Raw genomic sequence first — 18,438 nt, 5'->3', positions numbered from 1 at the left:
CCGTCGTGTCGCATCACAGGACTCTTTCCGCCCCGGGCGGCACACTGATACCCCCGAACGCGTCCCCCGGCAACCCCTCGGCGGTGTGAGGACGACCTCCTCGGCCATGTGACCACGGCCCGCCACGGATGCCGCGTCGAAGGTGCAGGATGCGGGCACCAAGGAGGACAGGCAGTCGAACGACGGGAGAGGCAGACGATGGTCCCAGCGGAACCGCAACCCCAGGGGATCGGCATACCGGCCGAATCCACTGCGGGCGAGACCAGGGTGGCGGCGACGCCGGCCACCGTGGGGAGACTCGTCGCGCTCGGGTACGACGTGACGGTCGAACCGGGAGCGGGAGCCTCGTCCCGCTTCTCCGACGCGGCCTACGAGGAGGCGGGAGCCCGGCTCGGCGACCCGTGGCAGGCGGAGATCGTGCTGAAGGTCAACGCCCCCTCCGGCGAGGAGATCGGCCGGCTGCGCGACGGGGCGACGCTGATCGCGCTGATCAGCCCCGCCCTCAACCCGGAACTGGTCGAGGAACTGGCGAGCCGTCCGATCACCGTGCTTGCCATGGACGCCGTCCCGCGCATCTCGCGCGCCCAGTCCCTGGACGTCCTCAGCTCGATGGCGAACATCGCCGGGTACCGGGCCGTCGTCGAGGCCGCGCACGCCTTCGGCCGCTTCTTCACCGGCCAGGTGACCGCCGCCGGCAAGGTGCCGCCCGCCAAGGTGCTCGTGGCCGGGGCCGGGGTGGCGGGGCTCGCGGCGATCGGCGCGGCCCGCAGCCTCGGTGCCGTGGTCCGCGCCACCGACCCCCGTCCCGAGGTGGCCGAGCAGGTGCGCTCCCTGGGCGGGGAGTTCCTCGCGGTGGGCGTCCAGCAGGAGGTGAGCACCGACGGCTACGCCAAGGCCACTTCCGACGACTACAACCGGCTCGCGGCGCAGCTGTACGCCGAGCAGGCCGCCGACGTCGACATCATCATCACCACCGCGCTCATCCCGGGCCGCCCGGCACCGCGGCTGATCACCGCCGAGGACGTCGCGCGCATGAAGCCGGGCAGCGTGATCGTCGACATGGCGGCCGCCCAGGGCGGCAACGTCGAGGGCACGGTCGCCGGGAAGGCCGTCGTCACCGACAACGACGTGACGATCATCGGCTACACCGACCTGCCCGGCCGGCTGCCCGCCCAGGCCTCACAGCTGTACGGCACGAACATCGTCAACCTGTTGAAGCTGCTCACCCCCGGCAAGGACGGCCGGCTCGTCCTCGACTTCGACGACGTCGTGCAGCGCTCGATGACCGTGGTGCGCGAGGGCGAGAAGACCTGGCCGCCGCCCCCGGTCCAGGTGTCCGCCGCGCCCGCCGCCACACCGGCCCCGGAAGCCGCGGCCCCGTCCGAGGCGCCGGCGAAGTCCTCCCGCCCGGCTTGGTCCTCGTACGCCCTCGTCGCCGCCGGAGCGCTCGCACTGTTCCTGGTGACGGCCTTCTCACCGAGCGAACTCCTCGGCCACTTCACGGTGTTCGTCCTGGCGATCGTCATCGGCTTCTACGTCATCGGCAATGTGCACCACGCGCTGCACACCCCGCTGATGTCGGTCACCAACGCCATCTCCGGCATCGTCGTGGTCGGAGCACTGCTGCAGATCGGGCACGGCGACACCGCCGTCACCGTGCTGTCGTTCGCCGCGATCCTGCTGGCGAGCATCAACATCTTCGGCGGATTCGCCGTCACCCGCCGCATGCTCGGCATGTTCTCGAAGGGCTGATCAGGGATGACCACAGACACGGCCGCCCAGGCCGCCTACGTCGTCGCCGCGCTGCTGTTCATCCTCAGCCTCGCCGGCCTCTCCCAGCACAAGACCTCGCGTTCCGGAGTCGTCTGGGGCATCGCGGGCATGGTCGTCGCCCTGGCCGCCACGGTCGGGCTCGCCTCCCGCAGCATCACCGCGACCGGGCTCGTGCTGATCGCCGTCGCCACGGCCCTCGGCGCGGGCATCGGCCTGTGGCGGGCCCGGGTCGTCGAGATGACCGGCATGCCGGAGCTGATCGCCATCATGCACAGCCTCGTCGGCCTCGCCGCCACGTTCGTCGGCTGGAACGGCTACCTGGACGTCGACGCCGAACTCTCGGGTTCGCTGCTGGGCATCCACCACGCCGAAGTGTTCATCGGGGTGTTCATCGGCGCCGTCACCTTCACGGGTTCCGTCGTCGCCTACCTGAAGCTCTCGGCCCGCATCAACTCCCGCCCGCTGACGCTGCCCGGCAAGCACGTCCTCAACATCGGCGCGCTCGTCGCGTTCGTGGGGCTCACGGTGGCGTTCGTCGTACGCCCCGGTATCGGCCTGCTCATCGCGGTCACCGTGATCGCCCTCGCCCTCGGCGCGCACCTGGTCGCCTCCATCGGCGGCGGTGACATGCCGGTGGTCGTCTCCATGCTCAACAGCTACTCCGGCTGGGCCGCCGCCGCCTCGGGCTTCCTGCTCGCCAACAACCTGCTCATCGTCACCGGCGCGCTGGTCGGCTCCTCCGGTGCCTACCTGTCGTACATCATGTGCAAGGCGATGAACCGCTCCTTCATCTCGGTGATCGCGGGCGGATTCGGCACACCGGCGGCGACCGCCGACGACGGTGAGCAGGGCGAGCACCGGGAGATCAACGCCGAGGAGACCGCCGAACTGCTCCGCGACGCCACCTCCGTCATCATCACGCCGGGCTACGGCATGGCCGTCGCCCAGGCCCAGTACCCGGTCGCCGAACTGGCGCGCAAGCTGCGCGAGCGGGGCGTGGAGGTGCGCTTCGGCATCCACCCCGTCGCCGGCCGGCTGCCCGGGCACATGAACGTGCTGCTCGCCGAGGCCAACGTGCCGTACGACATCGTCCTGGAGATGGACGAGATCAACGACGACTTCGCCGCCACCTCGGTCGTCCTGGTCATCGGCGCCAACGACACGGTCAACCCGGCCGCCACCGACAACCCGTCCAGCCCCATCGCCGGCATGCCGGTCCTGCACGTGTGGGAGGCGGCCAATGTGATCGTCTTCAAGCGCTCCATGGCCGCCGGCTACGCGGGCGTGCAGAACCCGCTGTTCTTCCGCGAGAACACCCAGATGCTCTTCGGCGACGCCAGGCAGCGCGTGGAGGACATCCTGCGCGGCCTCGACGCCCTCGACACCCCCGCCCGGGAGATGGCCGGCACGACACGCTGAACGCGCGGCTACGTCCCGCCCACGGTCCTGGGCGCGTACGACGGCGCTTCGCCGAGCGCCCCCACCTGTGACGGGCGGTCGCCGGCCGACGACAACGCCTTCTACTGCCCGACGAGCGAGGACTACGTCGACTGGGACACCGACCTCGTGCGCTCCGGCTACCGGTACGGAGACGCGTTCGTGGACCTGGTCGTCACGCACGAGTGGGGGCACGCGGTTCAGAACCGTCTCGATGTCCGAGTGCGGTCGATCGACGGCGCATTGCAGGCGGACTGCCTGGCCGGAGCGGAACTCGCGGGTGCCGCCCCGGACGGGACGGTCGTGTTCGAGTCAGGGGACGTCGACGAGCTGCGTACGGCCCTCGTCCGCGCCGTCGACAAGACCTCCTGGACGAAGGAAGGAGACCACGGAAGCGCCTCCGAGCGGGTCGACGCCTTCGCCATGGGGCAACAGCGGGTTGTCGAAGGATGCCTGCCGCAGGAGGTGTCCACCGCAGGCGCGTCGGCCCAGGGTCGGTGAGGGGGGCTTCACGGAGCCGGCCCCTGTGCCGTACGGGCTGCGCGCGAGGAGGCCGGCCCGACGCGATGTCGGGCCGGCCTCCCGGCGGTGCCGTGGGCTCAGTCCGTGCCGGACTCCATCGCCGCGCGGTCCAGCCAGGCGTCCTCCTCCGAGACCGCGCCGCGGGAGGCGATGGCCTCGGCGCCGCCCTGGGGCAGCTCCGGCATGGTGCCGATCAGCCCGGTCGCGGCGGCCTGGGAGGCGCCGATGGTGGGGCTGCCGGTGCCGATCAGGCCGATGCCGGCGTACTGCTCCAGCTTGGCGCGGGAGTCGGCGATGTCCAGGTTGCGCATGGTGAGCTGGCCGATCCGGTCCACCGGGCCGAACGCGGAGTCCTCGGTGCGCTCCATGGACAGCTTGTCCGGGTGGTAGCTGAACGCCGGGCCCGTGGTGTCGAGGATCGAGTAGTCCTCACCGCGCCGCAGCCGCAGCGTCACCTCGCCGGTGACGGCCGCGCCGACCCAGCGCTGGAGCGACTCGCGGATCATCAGTGCCTGCGGGTCCAGCCAGCGGCCCTCGTACATCAGCCGGCCGAGGCGCCGGCCCTCGGTGTGGTACTGGGCGACGGTGTCCTCGTTGTGGATGGCGTTGACCAGCCGCTCGTAGGCGGCGTGCAGCAGCGCCATGCCCGGGGCCTCGTAGATGCCGCGGCTCTTGGCCTCGATGATGCGGTTCTCGATCTGGTCCGACATGCCCAGGCCGTGCCGGCCGCCGATGGCGTTGGCCTCCATCACCAGGTCGACGGGGGAGGCGAACTCCTTGCCGTTGACCGCCACCGGGCGGCCCTCGACGAAGCCGATGGTGACGTCCTCGGCGGCGATCTCGACCGACGGGTCCCAGAACTTCACGCCCATGATCGGCTCGACGGTCTCGACGCCGGTGTCCAGGTGCTCCAGGGTCTTGGCCTCGTGGGTGGCGCCCCAGATGTTGGCGTCCGTGGAGTACGCCTTCTCCGTGCTGTCCCGGTAGGGCAGGCCGTGGGCGAGCAGCCACTCCGACATTTCCTTGCGGCCGCCGAGCTCGGTCACGAAGGCCGCGTCCAGCCAGGGCTTGTAGATCCGCAGGTGCGGGTTGGCGAGCAGGCCGTAGCGGTAGAACCGCTCGATGTCGTTGCCCTTGAAGGTCGAGCCGTCGCCCCAGATCTGGACGTCGTCCTCCAGCATCGCCCGGACCAGCAGCGTGCCGGTGACGGCGCGGCCGAGCGGGGTGGTGTTGAAGTACGCCCGCCCGCCCGAGCGGATGTGGAACGCGCCGCAGGTCAGCGCGGCCAGGCCCTCCTCGACCAGTGCCGCGCGGCAGTCGACCAGACGCGCGATCTCGGCGCCGTAGGTCTGGGCACGGCCGGGCACCGAGGCGATGTCGGGCTCGTCGTACTGGCCGATGTCGGCGGTGTAGGTGCACGGGACGGCGCCCTTGTCGCGCATCCACGCGACCGCGACGGAGGTGTCGAGACCGCCCGAGAAGGCGATGCCGACGCGCTCGCCGGCGGGCAGGGAGGTGAGGACCTTGGACATAGAAAGAGTATGTATCACTTTGCATAGTCATGCAAGCCGGGTATGCGAAATCGCCGTACGGCCGGCTGCCGCTTCAGGAACCCGCCGCCCCGGAACCCCCGAGCGCGCCGAGGATCCGCTCCGCGGCCAGCGTCGGGGTCAGCTCGCCCTCCCGGACCCGCCGCTCCAGCACCGGCGCCAGCGCCCGTACCGCCGGATCGGCGGTGAGGCGGCCGAGGAGTTCGTCGCGGACCATGCTCCAGGTCCAGTCGACCTGCTGATCGCGGCGCTTGGCGGTGAGGCGGCCGGTGGAGTCCAGCAGGGTGCGGTGCTGTTCCAGGCGCTCCCACACGGTGTCCAGGCCCGTCGACTCGCGGGCGCTGCAGTGCAGGACCGGCGGGGTCCAGAACGCGTCCTTGCCGTGCATCAGCCGCAGCGCGCCCGCCAGTTCCCGCGCGGCGGCACGGGCGTCACGCTCGTGCGGGCCGTCCGCCTTGTTGACGGCGATCACGTCGGCCAGCTCCAGGACGCCCTTCTTGATGCCCTGGAGCTGGTCACCCGTGCGGGCCAGGGTGAGCAGCAGGAAGGAGTCGACCATGTTCGCCACGGCCGTCTCGGACTGGCCCACGCCGACCGTCTCCACCAGGACCACGTCGTAGCCGGCCGCTTCCATCACCACGATCGACTCGCGCGTGGCCTTGGCGACCCCGCCCAGCGTGCCGGCGGTGGGGGAGGGGCGTACGAACGCCGCCGGGTCCACGGCCAGGCGCTCCATCCGGGTCTTGTCGCCCAGGATGGAGCCGCCCGTACGGCTGGAGGACGGGTCGACGGCGAGGACCGCCACCCGGTGCCCGAGCGAGGTCAGCAGCGTGCCGAACGCGTCGATGAACGTCGACTTGCCTACGCCGGGCACCCCGCTGACGCCGATCCGCCGGGCCCGGCCGCTGTGCGGCAGCAGCGCGGTCAGCAACTCCTGGGCCAGCGCGCGGTGTTGCGGCCGGGTCGACTCGACGAGTGTGATGGCACGGGCGATGATCGCCCGCTTCCCGTCGAGCACGCCCTTCACATACGCGTCGACATCGATCACAGGTCGTGCCCGAGGTCGTCCGACAGCCGCTTCACCAGGTCGTACGCCGCGTCCGGGATCACCGTCCCGGGCGGGAAGACGGCCGCGGCGCCCATCTCCAGCAGCGTCGGCACGTCCTGCGGCGGGATCACGCCGCCGACCACGATCACGATGTCCTCGCGGCCCTCCTCGGCCAGTGCCTCGCGCAGCGCCGGGACGAGGGTGAGGTGACCGGCCGCCAGCGAGGAGACGCCGACGATGTGCACGTCCGCCTCGACGGCCTGCCGGGCCACCTCGGCGGGCGTCTGGAACAACGGGCCGACGTCCACGTCGAAACCGAGGTCGGCGAAGGCCGTGGCGATCACCTTCTGGCCGCGGTCGTGGCCGTCCTGGCCCATCTTCGCGACCAGGATGCGCGGACGGCGGCCCTCGGCCTCCTCGAAGTCGGAGACCAGCGCTCGGGTGCGGTCCACGGACGGAGACTCCCCTGCTTCGTTGCGGTACACGCCGGAGATCGTACGGATCTGCCCCGCGTGCCGGCCGTACACCTTCTCCAGGGCGTCGGAGATCTCCCCGACCGTGGCCTTGGCGCGGGCCGCGTGCACCGCCAGCTCCAGCAGGTTGCCCCCGCCGCCGGCGGCCCGGGTCAGCGCGTCCAGCGCGTCCTGGCAGGCCCGCTCGTCCCGCTCCGCGCGCAGCCGCCGCAGCTTCTCGATCTGCTGCGCCCGCACGGAGGAGTTGTCGACCTTCAGGACGTCGATCTGCTCGTCGGTCTCCACCCGGTACTTGTTGACGCCGATGACGGGCTGGCGGCCCGAGTCGATCCGGGCCTGCGTGCGCGCCGCGGCCTCCTCGATGCGCAGCTTGGGGATGCCCGCGTCGATGGCCTTGGCCATGCCGCCCGCGGCCTCGACCTCCTCGATGTGCTGCCAGGCGCGCCGGGCCAGGTCGTACGTCAGCTTCTCCACGTACGCGCTGCCGCCCCACGGGTCGATCACGCGGGTCGTGCCGGATTCCTGCTGGAGCAGCAGCTGCGTGTTGCGGGCGATGCGCGCCGAGAAGTCGGTGGGCAGGGCGAGCGCCTCGTCGAGGGCGTTGGTGTGCAGCGACTGCGTGTGGCCCTGGGTGGCCGCCATGGCCTCGACGCAGGTGCGCGTCACGTTGTTGAAGACGTCCTGCGCGGTCAGCGACCAGCCCGAGGTCTGCGAATGGGTGCGCAGGGACAGCGACTTGGCGTTCTGCGGGTCGAACTGCCTCACCAGCTTCGCCCACAGCAGGCGCGCCGCCCGCAGTTTGGCGATCTCCATGAAGAAGTTCATGCCGATCGCCCAGAAGAACGACAGTCGGGGCGCGAACGCGTCCACGTCCAGGCCGGCTTCACGTCCCGCGCGGATGTACTCCACGCCGTCCGCGAGCGTGTACGCCAGCTCCAGATCGGCCGTCGCACCCGCCTCCTGGATGTGGTAGCCGGAGATGGAGATGGAGTTGTAGCGCGGCATCCGCTGCGAGGTGAAGGCGAAGATGTCGGAGATGATCCGCATCGACGGCTTCGGCGGATAGATGTAGGTGTTGCGGACCATGAACTCCTTGAGGATGTCGTTCTGGATGGTCCCCGCCAGCTTCTCCGGCGGCACGCCCTGTTCCTCCGCCGCCACGATGTACAGCGCGAGCACCGGCAGCACGGCGCCGTTCATCGTCATCGACACGGTCATCTTGTCCAGCGGGATGCCGTCGAACAGCTGCCGCATGTCGTAGATCGAGTCGATCGCCACGCCCGCCATGCCGACGTCACCGGTCACCCGCGGGTGGTCGCTGTCGTAACCCCGGTGCGTGGGCAGGTCGAAGGCGACCGACAGACCCTTCTGCCCGGCCGCGAGGTTGCGCCGGTAGAACGCGTTGGACTCCTCGGCCGTGGAGAAGCCGGCGTACTGGCGGATGGTCCAGGGCTGGTTGGCGTACATCGTCGGGTACGGGCCGCGCAGGAACGGCGCCGCACCCGGGTAGGTGTCCAGGAAGTCCAGGCCCTCCAGGTCACGGCCGGTGTAGAGCGGTTTGACGGCGATGCCCTCCGGGGTCTCCCAGAGCAGGTCGTCCCCGCCGGACGCGTTCTTGACCGCCGTGCGCCACTCGTCGGCGCCACCGTCGGGGGCCGGGGTGCCCAGCTCGATCCCGGAGAAGTCGGGGACGGACGGGCCGGTAGGGGCGGACATCAGGACACTCCCATGCGGTCGAGGGTCGCGGACAGCACGGCCACGGCGTCGCAGCCCGCGAAGACGTGGTCGTCGACACCGGGGTACTCCCCGGGGCGGCCCGCGAGGAACACATGCCGTGCCCCGGCGGCCTTCAGCTCCTGGACGGTGGCCTCGGCCCGCTCCGCGTACAGCGCGTCGCTGGAGCACAGCACGGCCTCCGTCGCCCCGCTCTCCTCGAAGGTGCCCTCCGTGACCGGCTCGATGCCGCCGGCCTGGAAGAGGTTCGAGGCGAAGGTGAGGCGTGCGGTGTGCGCGGCGGCCGGGCCGAGCGCGGCGAGGTAGATCCGGGGCCGGGAGCCGGTCGCGGCGAGGTGGGCGTCGGACCGGGCGCGCAGTGTCTCGTACGCCTCGTCACGGCGTACGCGCGGCAGCCCTCCGGAGCGCGGCTCGGGCGCGCTCGCGCGGACGACCGGCTTCTCCGCGAGGAACGGGAACTCGCTGACACCGGTGACGGGTTCGCGCCGCTTGGCCAGCCCGGCCGTGCGGGCCTGCCAGGTCTCGGCGAGATCCCGCCCGACGTCGCCCGAGCGCAGGGCGGCCGCCATGCCGCCGAGCCGCTCGATCCGCTGGAAGAACTCCCAGCCGGCGTGGGCGAGTTCGTCGGTGAGCCGCTCCACGTACCAGGAGCCGCCCGCCGGGTCGATGACCCGGGACAGGTGCGACTCCTCGATGAGGATGGTGGAGGTGTTGCGGGCGATCCGCCGCGCGAACGCGTCCGGCAGGCCGAGGGCGTGGTCGAAGGGCAGCACGGTCACCGCGTCGGCACCGCCGGCCCCGGCGGCCAGCGTGGCGATGGTGGTGCGCAGCATGTTCACCCACGGGTCGCGGCGCGTCATCATCACCGGCGAGGTGACGACGTGCTGGAGCTGCGCTCCCGCGCGCGGTGCCCCGCAGACCTCGGCCACCCGGGCCCACAGCCGGCGCGCGGCGCGCAGCTTGGCGATCGTCAGGAACTGGTCGGCGGTCGCCGCGTACCGGAACTCCAGTTGCCCACAGGCCTGTTCGACATCCAGCCCGGCCCCGGTCAGCTCCCGCAGATACGCCACCGCGGTGGCCAGCGAGCAGCCCAGCTCCTGGGCCGCCGAACCACCGGCCTCGTGATAGGGCAGCGCGTCCACGGTCAGCGCCCGCAGCCCCGGGTACTGCCCGGCGCACAGCCGCGCGAGCTCCGCCGCAGGCGCGGCATCGCCGGGCCGGCCGGTGCGGGCCTCGTGCCCGAGCGGATCCGCGCCCAGATTGCCGCGCGCCGCGTCCCGGGCGACACCCCGCTCCTCGTACACCCGCAGCAACTCCCGCGCGGCGGGCTCGGTTTCACACCCCGCGTCGAGGACGACGGGCGCCAGATCGAGATAGACGCCGTCGAGGACCCGGCCGAGGTCCGGCACCGCGATGCCGCCCTCCCCGACCGTCAGCCAGAGAGAGGTGACACCGTTCTCGAGGTCACCGAGCACCGCGTCACGGTCGGCCGCGGAGTGCCGTTGCCGTACGTCCCAGCCGCCGACCGTGTTCCCCTCGGCACGGCCACCGCGCACAAAGGGGGCGAAACCGGGGAAACCCGGCTCGGGTGCGGAGTCACGGGCGGTGTAGAGGGGGCGGGTACGCAACCCGTCCTCCAACGCGGTGGACAGGGCTTCCTCGGCCTCGGCCCCCTCGACGTCCTTGCCCGATTTGCGCAGCACACCCGCCACAAGGCGCTGCCACTGCTCATGGGGCACGTCAGGGAACTCGCCGGCCAGTTCAAGCCCGTCGTCAGGCAGGACCGTCATGCTCGGATGCTAGGTCACGGACACGAACGAGCAGCAGAGGGTGCGGCTGTGACCTTGCCCTCGCCCTGACTGTGACCTCGCTCTCCCCGCCGTCGCGGCCGGGATCGTCGCTCATGCTAGCGACCGATCCGCCCGTGGGGGCGGGTTTCGTTGGGAGAGCGCCGTGCCGGGCCGCGGCGGCTCAGCGCAGTACGGCCGTCAGCAGGTCGGTGCCCAGTGCCGTCAGCGCGGGCACGTCGAGGGTGTTGCGGACGTAACGGCCGTGCCGGCGGGTGGTGAGCAGGCCCGCCCGGCGCAGCAGGGCCAGGTGGCGGGAGACCTCCGGAGGCGTGAGTCCCCAGACGTGGGCCAGCTCGCCGGTGGTGTGCGGGCCGCGGGCCAGGGTGCGCAGGAGCCGCAGCCGTACCGGATGCGCGAGCGCCTCCAGCCGCAGGGTGACCGTGTCCAGCGGCACCGGCTCCGACGGATCCGGCTCGGCCACCGGGTACTGCACCACCGGCTGCCACCCCGGCGCGTGGACCGCCACCAGGTGCGGGCGGCCGTGGACGCTGGGAATGAAGGTCACCCCGGTGCCGTCGGCGGTGGTCGCCTTGTCCTGCAGCTTGTCCACGACGATGCAGTCACCGTCCGGCGCCAGGGTGACCGCCCCGGAGACCGATGCCAGAGCCGCCCCGATGCCCTGGCGCCTCAGCAGGTCGTTCTTCACGCGCAGGTCGGTGGCGAGCCGCACCGCGACGCCCGCCCAGGCCGCGTCGAAGAAGGCTTCGGCGCACTGTTCGAGGGTGTGGCGCACACGGGCCCGCACGGCCGCCGGGTCGGTGAGCAGCCGCTCCGCGAAGGCCTCCTGCCGCAGGCCGCGGGCCTGGGCCAGGTCCAGGGCGCGCTCGCGCGCGGCCGCGTCGGCCAGCGGCGACGGCGCGCCGAGGGGGGCCCGGGTACTGCCGCACGTCGTGACGAGTGCGGCGGTCACATACGTGTCGTCGTCGATCCGGTCCACGTCGTCCAGCTCCTCGGCGAGGGTCGGCCGGGGCCGGGCGGGGAGCAGGAAGTCGGCCTGTGAGGACCGCCAGAGGAACTCGGCCTCCCTGAGCCGCTCGGCCAGCTCCGGCCGCAGCCCGGCCCAGACGTCCGCGGCCCAGCCGGAGTGCTGCGGATGATGCCCGGGTTCGGCCAGGACGTGCAGCATCGCGGTCAGCTCGGCCAGCGGGGAGGCGGCGAACCGCAGACCCCCGGACGGCAGTCCGCCGATGTCGATCCTCAACGTCATCCCCCCATCATCAGGGGCCGGGTGCCCGGAGCCGGCGACGGTTGACGATGACCGTCAAGCGACGTGCCCGGACCGGCCGCCGCACGCACCGTGACGCCATGGCAACCACCACCAAGATCCGGCCCCGCGCCCTCGTCCGCGCCTGCGGAGGCCCCCGCTACGCCGTCGCCCTCGCCGTGGACGCGCTCGGCACCGGCCTGCTGCGGCCCTTCCTGCTGCTCTACGGAGTGCTGGTGCTGCGGCTGTCCGCACCGGTCACCGGCCTCGCCATGACAGCCGGCATCGTCGCGGGCCTGGTGTGCATGCCCGCGGTCGGCCGCTGGCTGGACCGGGGCGCCCGCAGCACGGTCGTGGCCGCGTCGATGCTGGTGCGTGTCCTGGGTGTCGCACTGCTGCTGGCCACCCCCTCGGGGCACGTCTGGACGTTCGCGACGGCGGCGCTCTTCCTCGGCGTCGGCAACCAGGCATGGCCCGCCGCACACGCGGCCGTCGTGGCCACGGTCTCCCACGGCCGGGAACGCGACGCCGCTCTCGCCGCGGGCCGCGCCCTGCGCAACGCCGGCCTGGGCGTGGGCGCGCTCGTCGCCACCGTGTGCCTGACCGGCGGCGCCCCCGCCCTGCGGGCGCTGGCCGCCGTCACCGGACTCGCCTGTCTCACCGCGGCGGCCCTGGCCTGGTCGGTCCACCTGCGCGCGCACCCGGCCGCCGCGCCGGACGACGACCCGGCCCACCGTCCCGCGCCCCGGATGCGCGCGCTGCCGGCCGCCAACGTCGTCTACGTCTTCTGCCTCAACGTCCCCGAGATCGCGCTCCCGCTGATCCTGGTGACCCAGTTGCACGCGTCACCGGTGTGGTCGGCGGCCGTCTTCGTGACCAACACGGTCCTGGTGGTCACCCTGCAGGTGCCGCTCACCGTCCTGATGTCCCGCTTCGCCCGGCGGACCGTCCTGGCGCTCGCCGGCGTCGTCCTCACCGCGTCCTACCTCGGCTTCCTCGCGGCCGCCTCCCTGGGGTCCGGCTGGGGCGCCCCGGCCGTCGCCGCGGTGTCCGTGGTCTGCACCCTCGGCGAGATCCTCTACGCGGGCAGCGCCATCGCGCTGGTCACCCACCTCGCCCCCGCCCACGCCCTGGGCCGCACCCTCGCCCGCTTCGAGCTCTCCTCGGGCCTCGGCCTCGCCGTCTCCCCGACGGTCATCACCGCTCTGGCCCCCCACGGCCCGACCGCCCTCTGGGGCAGCCTCGCCGCCGCGACGCTCCTGTCCGCCTCGGCCGTCGCCACCGGGAAGGACGACCGGGAAGGACGACCGGGGAACGCGGCTGGGCGACTGCGGCGCAGAGCACACCGGAACGGCGGGCCGCCGGCAGTATGCGCGGTCCACGCCGGGGTAGGCGAACGACCGAAAGACCCCTGAGCAACACGAACAACAACGAAAGAGCCCCCCCATATGGTCATCCCGCTTATGAAGCAGGCGGCAGATGAGCCGGGCGCGGACGAGCAGACCCACCTGCGCTGCGGCGCGGTCTGGGCAGAAGGCGCAGCTTGCGCTGTCGAGGCGCGCCGGGCCCTGCAGGCATTCCTGGCGTACGTACCGCGCACCGGCCGCCCTCCCGTACCGGCCCCGCTGGCGATCGACGCCGAACTGGTCGTCAGCGAACTGGTCACCAACGCGATCCGGCACGCTCCCGGCCCCTGCGGGATGATCCTTCTGCTGTCCGACGACGAACTGGCCGTCACGGTGTGGGACACCTCGGCGGAACGGCCGGTGGTCAGGCAGCGCGACGGGCAGCGCTTCGGCGGCCACGGGATGCACGTGGTGCACACGGTCAGCACCGATGTCGCCGTCGCACCCCTCGGCGACGGCAAGCAGATCACCGCCTACCTGCGCCCGGTGCCGGACGAGGACACCGATGCCGACGCCGACACCGGAGCGGTGGTCGAAGCCGGCTCGGCCGCCTGACGCCTGCGCCGCGACCGCCGCCGACCTCGGTGCACCCGCCGTTCTACAGCCGCTTCTCGAACCAGTGGTGGGCGTAGGGCTCGTCGTTGAAGGCGGGGACCTCGATGTACCCGCTGCCGCGGTAGAGACGAGTGGCCGCTTCCAGGGCCTTGTTGGTGTCGAGCCGCACCCGGTCGCTGCCGTGCCGGGCGGCGCGGGCCTCGAGTTCGGACAGCAGGCGGCGGGCCAGGCCCAGTCCCCGGGTCCGGGGGTGGACCCACAACCGCTTGATCTCCGCGGGGGCCCCGGCCGGCAGCTTGAGCCCGGCGCAGCCCACAGGCTCGCCGTGCAACCGGGCGACGAGGAACACCCCGCGCGGCGCCCGCAGCTCGCCCGGGTCGGGCAGCAGGCTGTGCGCGGGGTCGAAGCCGCCGTCGAAGAGCTCCCGCAGCTCGGCGGCGTAGGACCGCAGGCAGTACGCGGCGTCCGGGTGGCCGGGGTCGACCTCTTCCAGGGAGACCGTCGAGGCGGTCAGCAACCGCTCGACCTCGGCCATGGCGGCGGTCAGTCGCTCCCGCTGCCGGGCGTCGAGCGGTTCGAGGAGCGAGGCGGCGAGTGCGTCGCTGCGGTCGTCGAGCAGAGCACGCTCCCGCTGCCCGGCCTCGGTCAGCCGCACGGTGCGGACCCGCCGGTCGCGGGGGTGGGGCTCGACGGCGACCAGACCGTCGCGCTCGAGCGCCCGCAGCAGCCGGCTCACATAGCCGGAGTCGAGACCGAGCCGCTCCCGTACGCCGCGCACGTCGTGCGTGCCGCCGTCGCCGATCTGCCAGAGCAGCCGGGCCTGCCCGTAGGGACGGGCCCCGCCCAGATACCGGTCGTGCAGCACTCCCACCCGCTCGGCGACCGTCCGGTTGAACCGCCGTACCTGCTCCACCTGCTCCCTCGCCATTCTCTGACCCTAGTCAGGTAAGGGCGGCGCGGCAAAGGGCCGGCTCGGCTTCTCACGGGGCGTGGGGCGCGAAGTCGGTCTCCTTCGCCGTGATGATCCGGGCGCCCATGTTGCGCTCCATCATCTCCAGCGCCGCGGACGCCAGATGGGGGTGGATGGAGGCGACGGCGTCCTTCGGCACCGTCACCTCCAGGTGACGGATGTGTGCGTCCAGGGCGGAGTAGAGGACGCACTGCTCGGTGACCTGCCCGGTCAGGACCACGTGCCCGACGTTCAGGCTCCACAGGAGGTACGACAGGGGCGTCTCGAAGAAGACCGAGTGGCGGGCCTTCATGACGAAGAGCGACTGGTCGTCGGGCCGGATCGGCTCGATCAGGTGGGCGTTCGGCTGGGACAGGGCCGCGTCCAGCAGCTCTCCGTGGTGCGAGCGCCACAGCCCGAAGTTGTCGTTCACGTAGATCACGGGAACGTCCGCCTCGCGGGCCCGGCCGAGCAGCTCGGTCAGGACGGGCACGATCTCTTCGACGGACGGCACGAGGAGCTCGGCGTCCTCGTGGTCGTAGGTGTTGATCATGTCGATCACGATCAGAGCCGACCGCGTCGGGTCCGCGCCTCGTTCCATGCCCTCCACCGTCCGTCCGGTGCTGTCACTCATGGGGGGCGGCGCGTTCTGGTCGGGGCGGAAGTCGGAGCATCGGATCTCCCGAGTGGAGCGTGTGGTGCGGGTGCCGGGAACGCACTGCTGAGTACCCGGCGGCGCGGCGGACGTAACAACCTGCCCGGAGGCCGTCAGTCCGTGCTGACGGCGTCGCGCCGGCTCCACTCGGTGCCGCGGGCCGCCCTGTGCGGGAAGCCGGCGACGTCCGCGCGGCTGATCTTCGGGTGGCCCCTCATCGGCAGACGCTCTCCGACGCAGTAGCTGCCCCGGGCGGGGTCCTTGGTCAGCATGGTCGGGTGGACCAGCGTCCGGTCCGGACCGCTGGAGCGGATGGCCTTCTCGGCGAGCTCCACGCCGTGCCGGCCGGCTGCTCGCGGCGTTCGCGGCAGGTGTCGGCCGGCGTGGCGGGGGAGGCGACGCGCACGCCGTCGCGGTACAGGGCCGCCTCCACGACGCTCGCCACCTCGGCCGGCTCGTCCCGGTCCGGCGGGGCGACGCTGCCGGGCGGCCGGGGCGCGGGCGGCTGCGGTGAGATCGGCTGCGGTGAGATCAGGGCTCGGCGCCAGGCCGACTCGCGGGCGGTGTGTGGTTCCCGGCCGCGCACGCCCGACCGAGAGGCAGCCGGGATGCACCGGCGCCGCGCCCACCTCGCCAGGGAGAAAGCGCCGCGCCCACCCCGCCGGGGAGGACCAGCCCGCAACATCACCGCAGGCCTGATCAGGCGGCGGAACAGGAGCAGGAGACGCGGCGTACGAGAACCACAACCCCCGCTGCTCGCCCCGTACGTCGCGGCCAGAACCTGTCCGCAAGCCCCGCTACCGTGCCTTCCATGACGAACACCAAGCGGAGCGTCACCGGCACGGCACCCCTGCTCGGCACGCGTGCCCTCAACCGCGCGACCCTCGATAGGCAGCTGCTCCTGCGCCCCGCCCGGCTCTCCGTCTCGGCGGCCGTCGAGCACCTGCTCGGGCTCCAGGCGCAGAACGTCAAGCCGCCGTACTACGCACTCGCCGCCCGGCTCGACGGGTTCACCCCCGAGGCGTTGTCCCGGCCGATGGCGGACCGCGAGGTCGTCCGGATCGTCACGATGCGCTCCACCATCCACACCCACACCGCGGACGACTGCCTCACCCTGCGGCCACTGGTGCAGCCCGCCCGGGACCGGGAGCTGGTCAACTTCCGTGCCGGACTCGCCGGGGTCGACCTCGACCGGCTCGCCGGGCTCGCCCGCGACCTGGTCGAGGCCGAGCCCCGCACCATGAAGCAGCTGCGCGAGGCCCTGCTCAAGGAGTGGCCCGACGCCGATCCGCAGGCCCTGGCGGTCGCCGCCCGCTGCCGGCTCCCGCTCGTGCAGGTCACTCCGCGCGGCCTGTGGGAGCGCAGCGGGCAGGTCAGTCTCACCACCGCCGAGCACTGGCTCGGGCGGCCCGCGGAACCGGCCCCCACGCCCGACGCGGTCGCCTTGCGCTACCTCGCCGCGTTCGGCCCGGCCTCCGTGAAGGACATGCAGACCTGGGCCGGAATGACCCGGCTGCGCGACGCCTTCGAACGCCTCCGCCCCCGGCTCGTGACCTTCCGGGACGAGAGCGGCGTCGAACTCTTCGACCTACCGGACGCCCCCCGCCCCGGCCCGGACACCCCCGCGCCGCCGCGCTTCCTCCCCGAGTTCGACAACCTGCTGCTCTCGCACGCCGACCGCACCCGCGTCATCCCGCCCGAGCACCGAGGCCGCTCGTGGAAGGGAAACCTGGCCTACCGCACGCTCCTGGTCGACGGCTTCCTCGCGGGGCTGTGGCGGCTGGAGGAGGACGCGCTGGTGATCGAGCCCTTCGGACGCCTCACCCGGGCCCAGCGGGAGGAGGTCACCGCCGAGGGGGAGCGGATGCTGCGCGTCATGCACCCGCGGGCGTCGTACGACATCCGGTTCGGCCTCGTGCGCACCTGACCGGAGCGGCGGCTCGGTCCGCCCGGCCCGTCACCGCCACCGTCACGCCCGGGCCGACCGAGATCGGCGCCAGGCCCAACAGCGGCGTCTGCGGGGGCACGTGGTCCGCCGCGTGGGCCACGAACCGCGGCAGGAGGGCGGCGAAGAACACCACGCCCCTGGACGCCCAGGTGCACCGGATGCGCGACGCCCGCCGGCTTCACCGTCAGGTGCACCGTCACCGACCGCTCGACCAGCGGGCCGACGCCGAACGCGATCGCCACGACCAGCGGACAGGAGCCGCCCATTCGAGCACCGCGACCCGGCCGGGGCCATGGAGAGGGGGCGTTGCGGGCCGCTCGTGGAGGCCCGCAACGCCCCCTGGTCATTCACCTGAGGGGTACTCAGGAGCTAGTGGCCGGTCACGAGTTGATCTGCGTCGTGACCAGGTTGGAGAAGGTGGTCAGCCGGGTGTAGACACCCGGGTGACCGGCCTGGGCGCAGCCTTCGCCCCAGGAAGTGATGCCTGCCAGGACGCCCCCGATGAGCAGGGGGCCGCCGCTGTCGCCCTGGCAGGTGTCCACGCCGCCGGTGGTCTTTCCGGCGCACACCATGTCGCTCTGCACGAAGTCGGAGCCGTAGGCGCTCGCGCAGCTGGAGTCGGACACGGTCGGTACGGTCGCGGTGCGCAGCTGGTTGGAGGCGCTGCCGTTCTCGGAGGTGTCGCCCCATCCGAGGATGCGGGCGGTGGTGCCGGCCGCGTACACCGAGGTCTGGGAGGAGGAGACGTACTTCGCCGTGGTGTACGGCATCGACGTCGACAGCGTCAGCACGGCCAGGTCGTCGCCCTTGTTGACGCCGGTGTAGCTCGGGTGGATCCATATCTTGCTGACTCTGGCGACCGTGCCGTTGGTGCCGTTGAGGTAGGTGCGGCCACCGACGACGCGCACGCTGCTGGTGGTCTCACCGACCATGCAGTGCGCGGCGGTGACGACCTTCGTGGGCGAGACCAGCGTGCCGCCGCAGAACTGGTTCTGCGAGGCGTCGGTGATCTGCATGACGAACGGGTACGCGGACGTCGTGGTCGTGGTACCGCCGACGATCGGCTGGGGCGCGGCGACGGCCGTGGGGGCGGCGAGCAGCGCGGTCGTGGCGGCGGCAGCGGTCGCCGCGACGACGGCGGCGGCCTTCTTGGCAGCGTTGAGCCCGAACATGGGTCTCCTTGGGGAGTTGCCGGTGGGGGGTCGCGCGGGTGGTGGTGCACGGGGACCCTGACGCCGTTGTTCGGATCTCCGTGTGCCCGGCGAGCGGCACGCCCCCAAGCTAGAGCCCGGACGAGGGGGCTCCCAATGAGGGAACCCCCTAAGGGAGTTGGG

15 protein-coding genes are annotated in these 18,438 nt (G+C 72.4%); 6 read left to right on the top strand and 9 right to left on the bottom strand.

What is annotated here, in order from left to right; translation table 11 throughout:
* Positions 1–198 precede the first annotated feature (198 nt).
* The 3 genes from ACFY9E_RS05210 (at position 199) to ACFY9E_RS05200 (ending at position 3,711) form a co-directional block, all read left to right on the top strand.
* Positions 199–1,752, top strand: coding sequence for a Re/Si-specific NAD(P)(+) transhydrogenase subunit alpha (locus tag ACFY9E_RS05210; protein WP_390979438.1), 1,554 nt, complete (start codon positions 199–201; stop codon positions 1,750–1,752).
* Positions 1,753–1,758: 6 nt separating this feature from the next.
* Positions 1,759–3,192, top strand: coding sequence for a Re/Si-specific NAD(P)(+) transhydrogenase subunit beta (gene pntB, locus ACFY9E_RS05205; protein ID WP_390979436.1), 1,434 nt, complete (start codon positions 1,759–1,761; stop codon positions 3,190–3,192).
* 147 nt (positions 3,193–3,339) lie between these two features.
* Positions 3,340–3,711, top strand: a complete 372-nt coding sequence (locus ACFY9E_RS05200; RefSeq protein ID WP_390979434.1) for a hypothetical protein — start codon at positions 3,340–3,342, stop codon at positions 3,709–3,711.
* Between the two features lie 98 nt (positions 3,712–3,809).
* On the opposite strand, the gene argG is transcribed toward ACFY9E_RS05200, so the two are convergent.
* The 5 genes from argG to ACFY9E_RS05175 all read right to left on the bottom strand — a co-directional run bounded on the left by argG (position 3,810) and on the right by ACFY9E_RS05175 (position 11,594).
* Positions 3,810–5,264: an argininosuccinate synthase gene (gene argG, locus ACFY9E_RS05195; protein WP_390979432.1), complete on the bottom strand. Its 1,455-nt coding sequence runs from the start codon at positions 5,262–5,264 to the stop codon at positions 3,810–3,812.
* A 73-nt stretch (positions 5,265–5,337) separates the two neighbouring features.
* Positions 5,338–6,330, bottom strand: coding sequence for a methylmalonyl Co-A mutase-associated GTPase MeaB (gene meaB, locus ACFY9E_RS05190; RefSeq protein WP_390979430.1), 993 nt, complete (start codon positions 6,328–6,330; stop codon positions 5,338–5,340).
* The gene (gene scpA, locus ACFY9E_RS05185; protein ID WP_390979428.1) at positions 6,327–8,519 is read right to left on the bottom strand and encodes a methylmalonyl-CoA mutase; all 2,193 of its coding nucleotides are present in this window, start codon (positions 8,517–8,519) and stop codon (positions 6,327–6,329) included. Before scpA ends, meaB begins: the two co-directional genes overlap by 4 nt.
* Complete coding sequence (locus ACFY9E_RS05180; RefSeq protein WP_390979426.1) at positions 8,519–10,327, bottom strand: methylmalonyl-CoA mutase family protein; 1,809 nt, start codon at positions 10,325–10,327, stop codon at positions 8,519–8,521. Before ACFY9E_RS05180 ends, scpA begins: the two co-directional genes overlap by 1 nt.
* A 181-nt stretch (positions 10,328–10,508) precedes the next feature.
* Complete coding sequence (locus tag ACFY9E_RS05175; protein WP_390979424.1) at positions 10,509–11,594, bottom strand: DUF5937 family protein; 1,086 nt, start codon at positions 11,592–11,594, stop codon at positions 10,509–10,511.
* 98 nt (positions 11,595–11,692) lie between these two features.
* Here ACFY9E_RS05175 and ACFY9E_RS05170 point away from each other — a divergent pair, with 98 nt between their 5' ends.
* Entirely contained in the window at positions 11,693–13,006 is a 1,314-nt protein-coding gene (locus tag ACFY9E_RS05170) for an MFS transporter (protein WP_390979422.1), read from the top strand.
* Between the two features lie 48 nt (positions 13,007–13,054).
* Positions 13,055–13,552: an ATP-binding protein gene (locus ACFY9E_RS05165; RefSeq protein ID WP_390979421.1), complete on the top strand. Its 498-nt coding sequence runs from the start codon at positions 13,055–13,057 to the stop codon at positions 13,550–13,552.
* A 43-nt stretch (positions 13,553–13,595) separates the two neighbouring features.
* Here the strand turns inward: ACFY9E_RS05165 and ACFY9E_RS05160 are convergent, their stop codons facing one another.
* The 3 genes from ACFY9E_RS05160 to ACFY9E_RS05150 all read right to left on the bottom strand — a co-directional run bounded on the left by ACFY9E_RS05160 (position 13,596) and on the right by ACFY9E_RS05150 (position 15,491).
* Complete coding sequence (locus ACFY9E_RS05160; RefSeq protein ID WP_390979419.1) at positions 13,596–14,480, bottom strand: GNAT family N-acetyltransferase; 885 nt, start codon at positions 14,478–14,480, stop codon at positions 13,596–13,598.
* Between the two features lie 52 nt (positions 14,481–14,532).
* Positions 14,533–15,102 carry an isochorismatase family protein gene (locus ACFY9E_RS05155; RefSeq protein WP_390980309.1) on the bottom strand — a complete coding sequence of 190 codons (570 nt, stop codon included), beginning with the start codon at positions 15,100–15,102 and terminating at the stop codon, positions 14,533–14,535.
* A gap of 167 nt (positions 15,103–15,269) precedes the next feature.
* Entirely contained in the window at positions 15,270–15,491 is a 222-nt protein-coding gene (locus tag ACFY9E_RS05150) for an NAD(P)H-binding protein (protein WP_390979417.1), read from the bottom strand.
* Between the two features lie 476 nt (positions 15,492–15,967).
* Between ACFY9E_RS05150 and ACFY9E_RS05145 the strand changes: the two genes are divergently transcribed.
* Positions 15,968–17,083, top strand: a complete 1,116-nt coding sequence (locus ACFY9E_RS05145; protein WP_390979415.1) for a DNA glycosylase AlkZ-like family protein — start codon at positions 15,968–15,970, stop codon at positions 17,081–17,083.
* 401 nt (positions 17,084–17,484) lie between these two features.
* Here the strand turns inward: ACFY9E_RS05145 and ACFY9E_RS05140 are convergent, their stop codons facing one another.
* Positions 17,485–18,276 carry a trypsin-like serine protease gene (locus ACFY9E_RS05140; protein WP_390979413.1) on the bottom strand — a complete coding sequence of 264 codons (792 nt, stop codon included), beginning with the start codon at positions 18,274–18,276 and terminating at the stop codon, positions 17,485–17,487.
* Positions 18,277–18,438: the final 162 nt, after the last annotated feature.

This window comes from Streptomyces sp. NPDC012466 (genome assembly GCF_042955215.1).
In the GTDB taxonomy this organism is placed as follows: domain Bacteria; phylum Actinomycetota; class Actinomycetes; order Streptomycetales; family Streptomycetaceae; genus Streptomyces.
The sequence above is the reverse complement of the archived record's forward strand: the minus strand, read 5'-3'. Positions and strand labels throughout refer to the sequence as shown.

Bases quoted from the DNA above. Each gene is read 5' to 3' on its own strand.
- ACFY9E_RS05160 (WP_390979419.1), bottom strand. From the start codon at position 14,480: ATGGCGAGGGAGCAGGTGGAGCAGGTACGGCGGTTCAACCGGACGGTC.
- scpA (WP_390979428.1), bottom strand. From the start codon at position 8,519: ATGTCCGCCCCTACCGGCCCGTCCGTCCCCGACTTCTCCGGGATCGAG.
- argG (WP_390979432.1), bottom strand. From the start codon at position 5,264: ATGTCCAAGGTCCTCACCTCCCTGCCCGCCGGCGAGCGCGTCGGCATC.
- ACFY9E_RS05140 (WP_390979413.1), bottom strand. From the start codon at position 18,276: ATGTTCGGGCTCAACGCTGCCAAGAAGGCCGCCGCCGTCGTCGCGGCG.
- ACFY9E_RS05155 (WP_390980309.1), bottom strand. From the start codon at position 15,102: ATGGAACGAGGCGCGGACCCGACGCGGTCGGCTCTGATCGTGATCGAC.
- ACFY9E_RS05180 (WP_390979426.1), bottom strand. From the start codon at position 10,327: ATGACGGTCCTGCCTGACGACGGGCTTGAACTGGCCGGCGAGTTCCCT.
- pntB (WP_390979436.1), top strand. From the start codon at position 1,759: ATGACCACAGACACGGCCGCCCAGGCCGCCTACGTCGTCGCCGCGCTG.
- ACFY9E_RS05145 (WP_390979415.1), top strand. From the start codon at position 15,968: ATGACGAACACCAAGCGGAGCGTCACCGGCACGGCACCCCTGCTCGGC.
- ACFY9E_RS05175 (WP_390979424.1), bottom strand. From the start codon at position 11,594: ATGACGTTGAGGATCGACATCGGCGGACTGCCGTCCGGGGGTCTGCGG.
- ACFY9E_RS05165 (WP_390979421.1), top strand. From the start codon at position 13,055: ATGAAGCAGGCGGCAGATGAGCCGGGCGCGGACGAGCAGACCCACCTG.
- ACFY9E_RS05170 (WP_390979422.1), top strand. From the start codon at position 11,693: ATGGCAACCACCACCAAGATCCGGCCCCGCGCCCTCGTCCGCGCCTGC.
- ACFY9E_RS05210 (WP_390979438.1), top strand. From the start codon at position 199: ATGGTCCCAGCGGAACCGCAACCCCAGGGGATCGGCATACCGGCCGAA.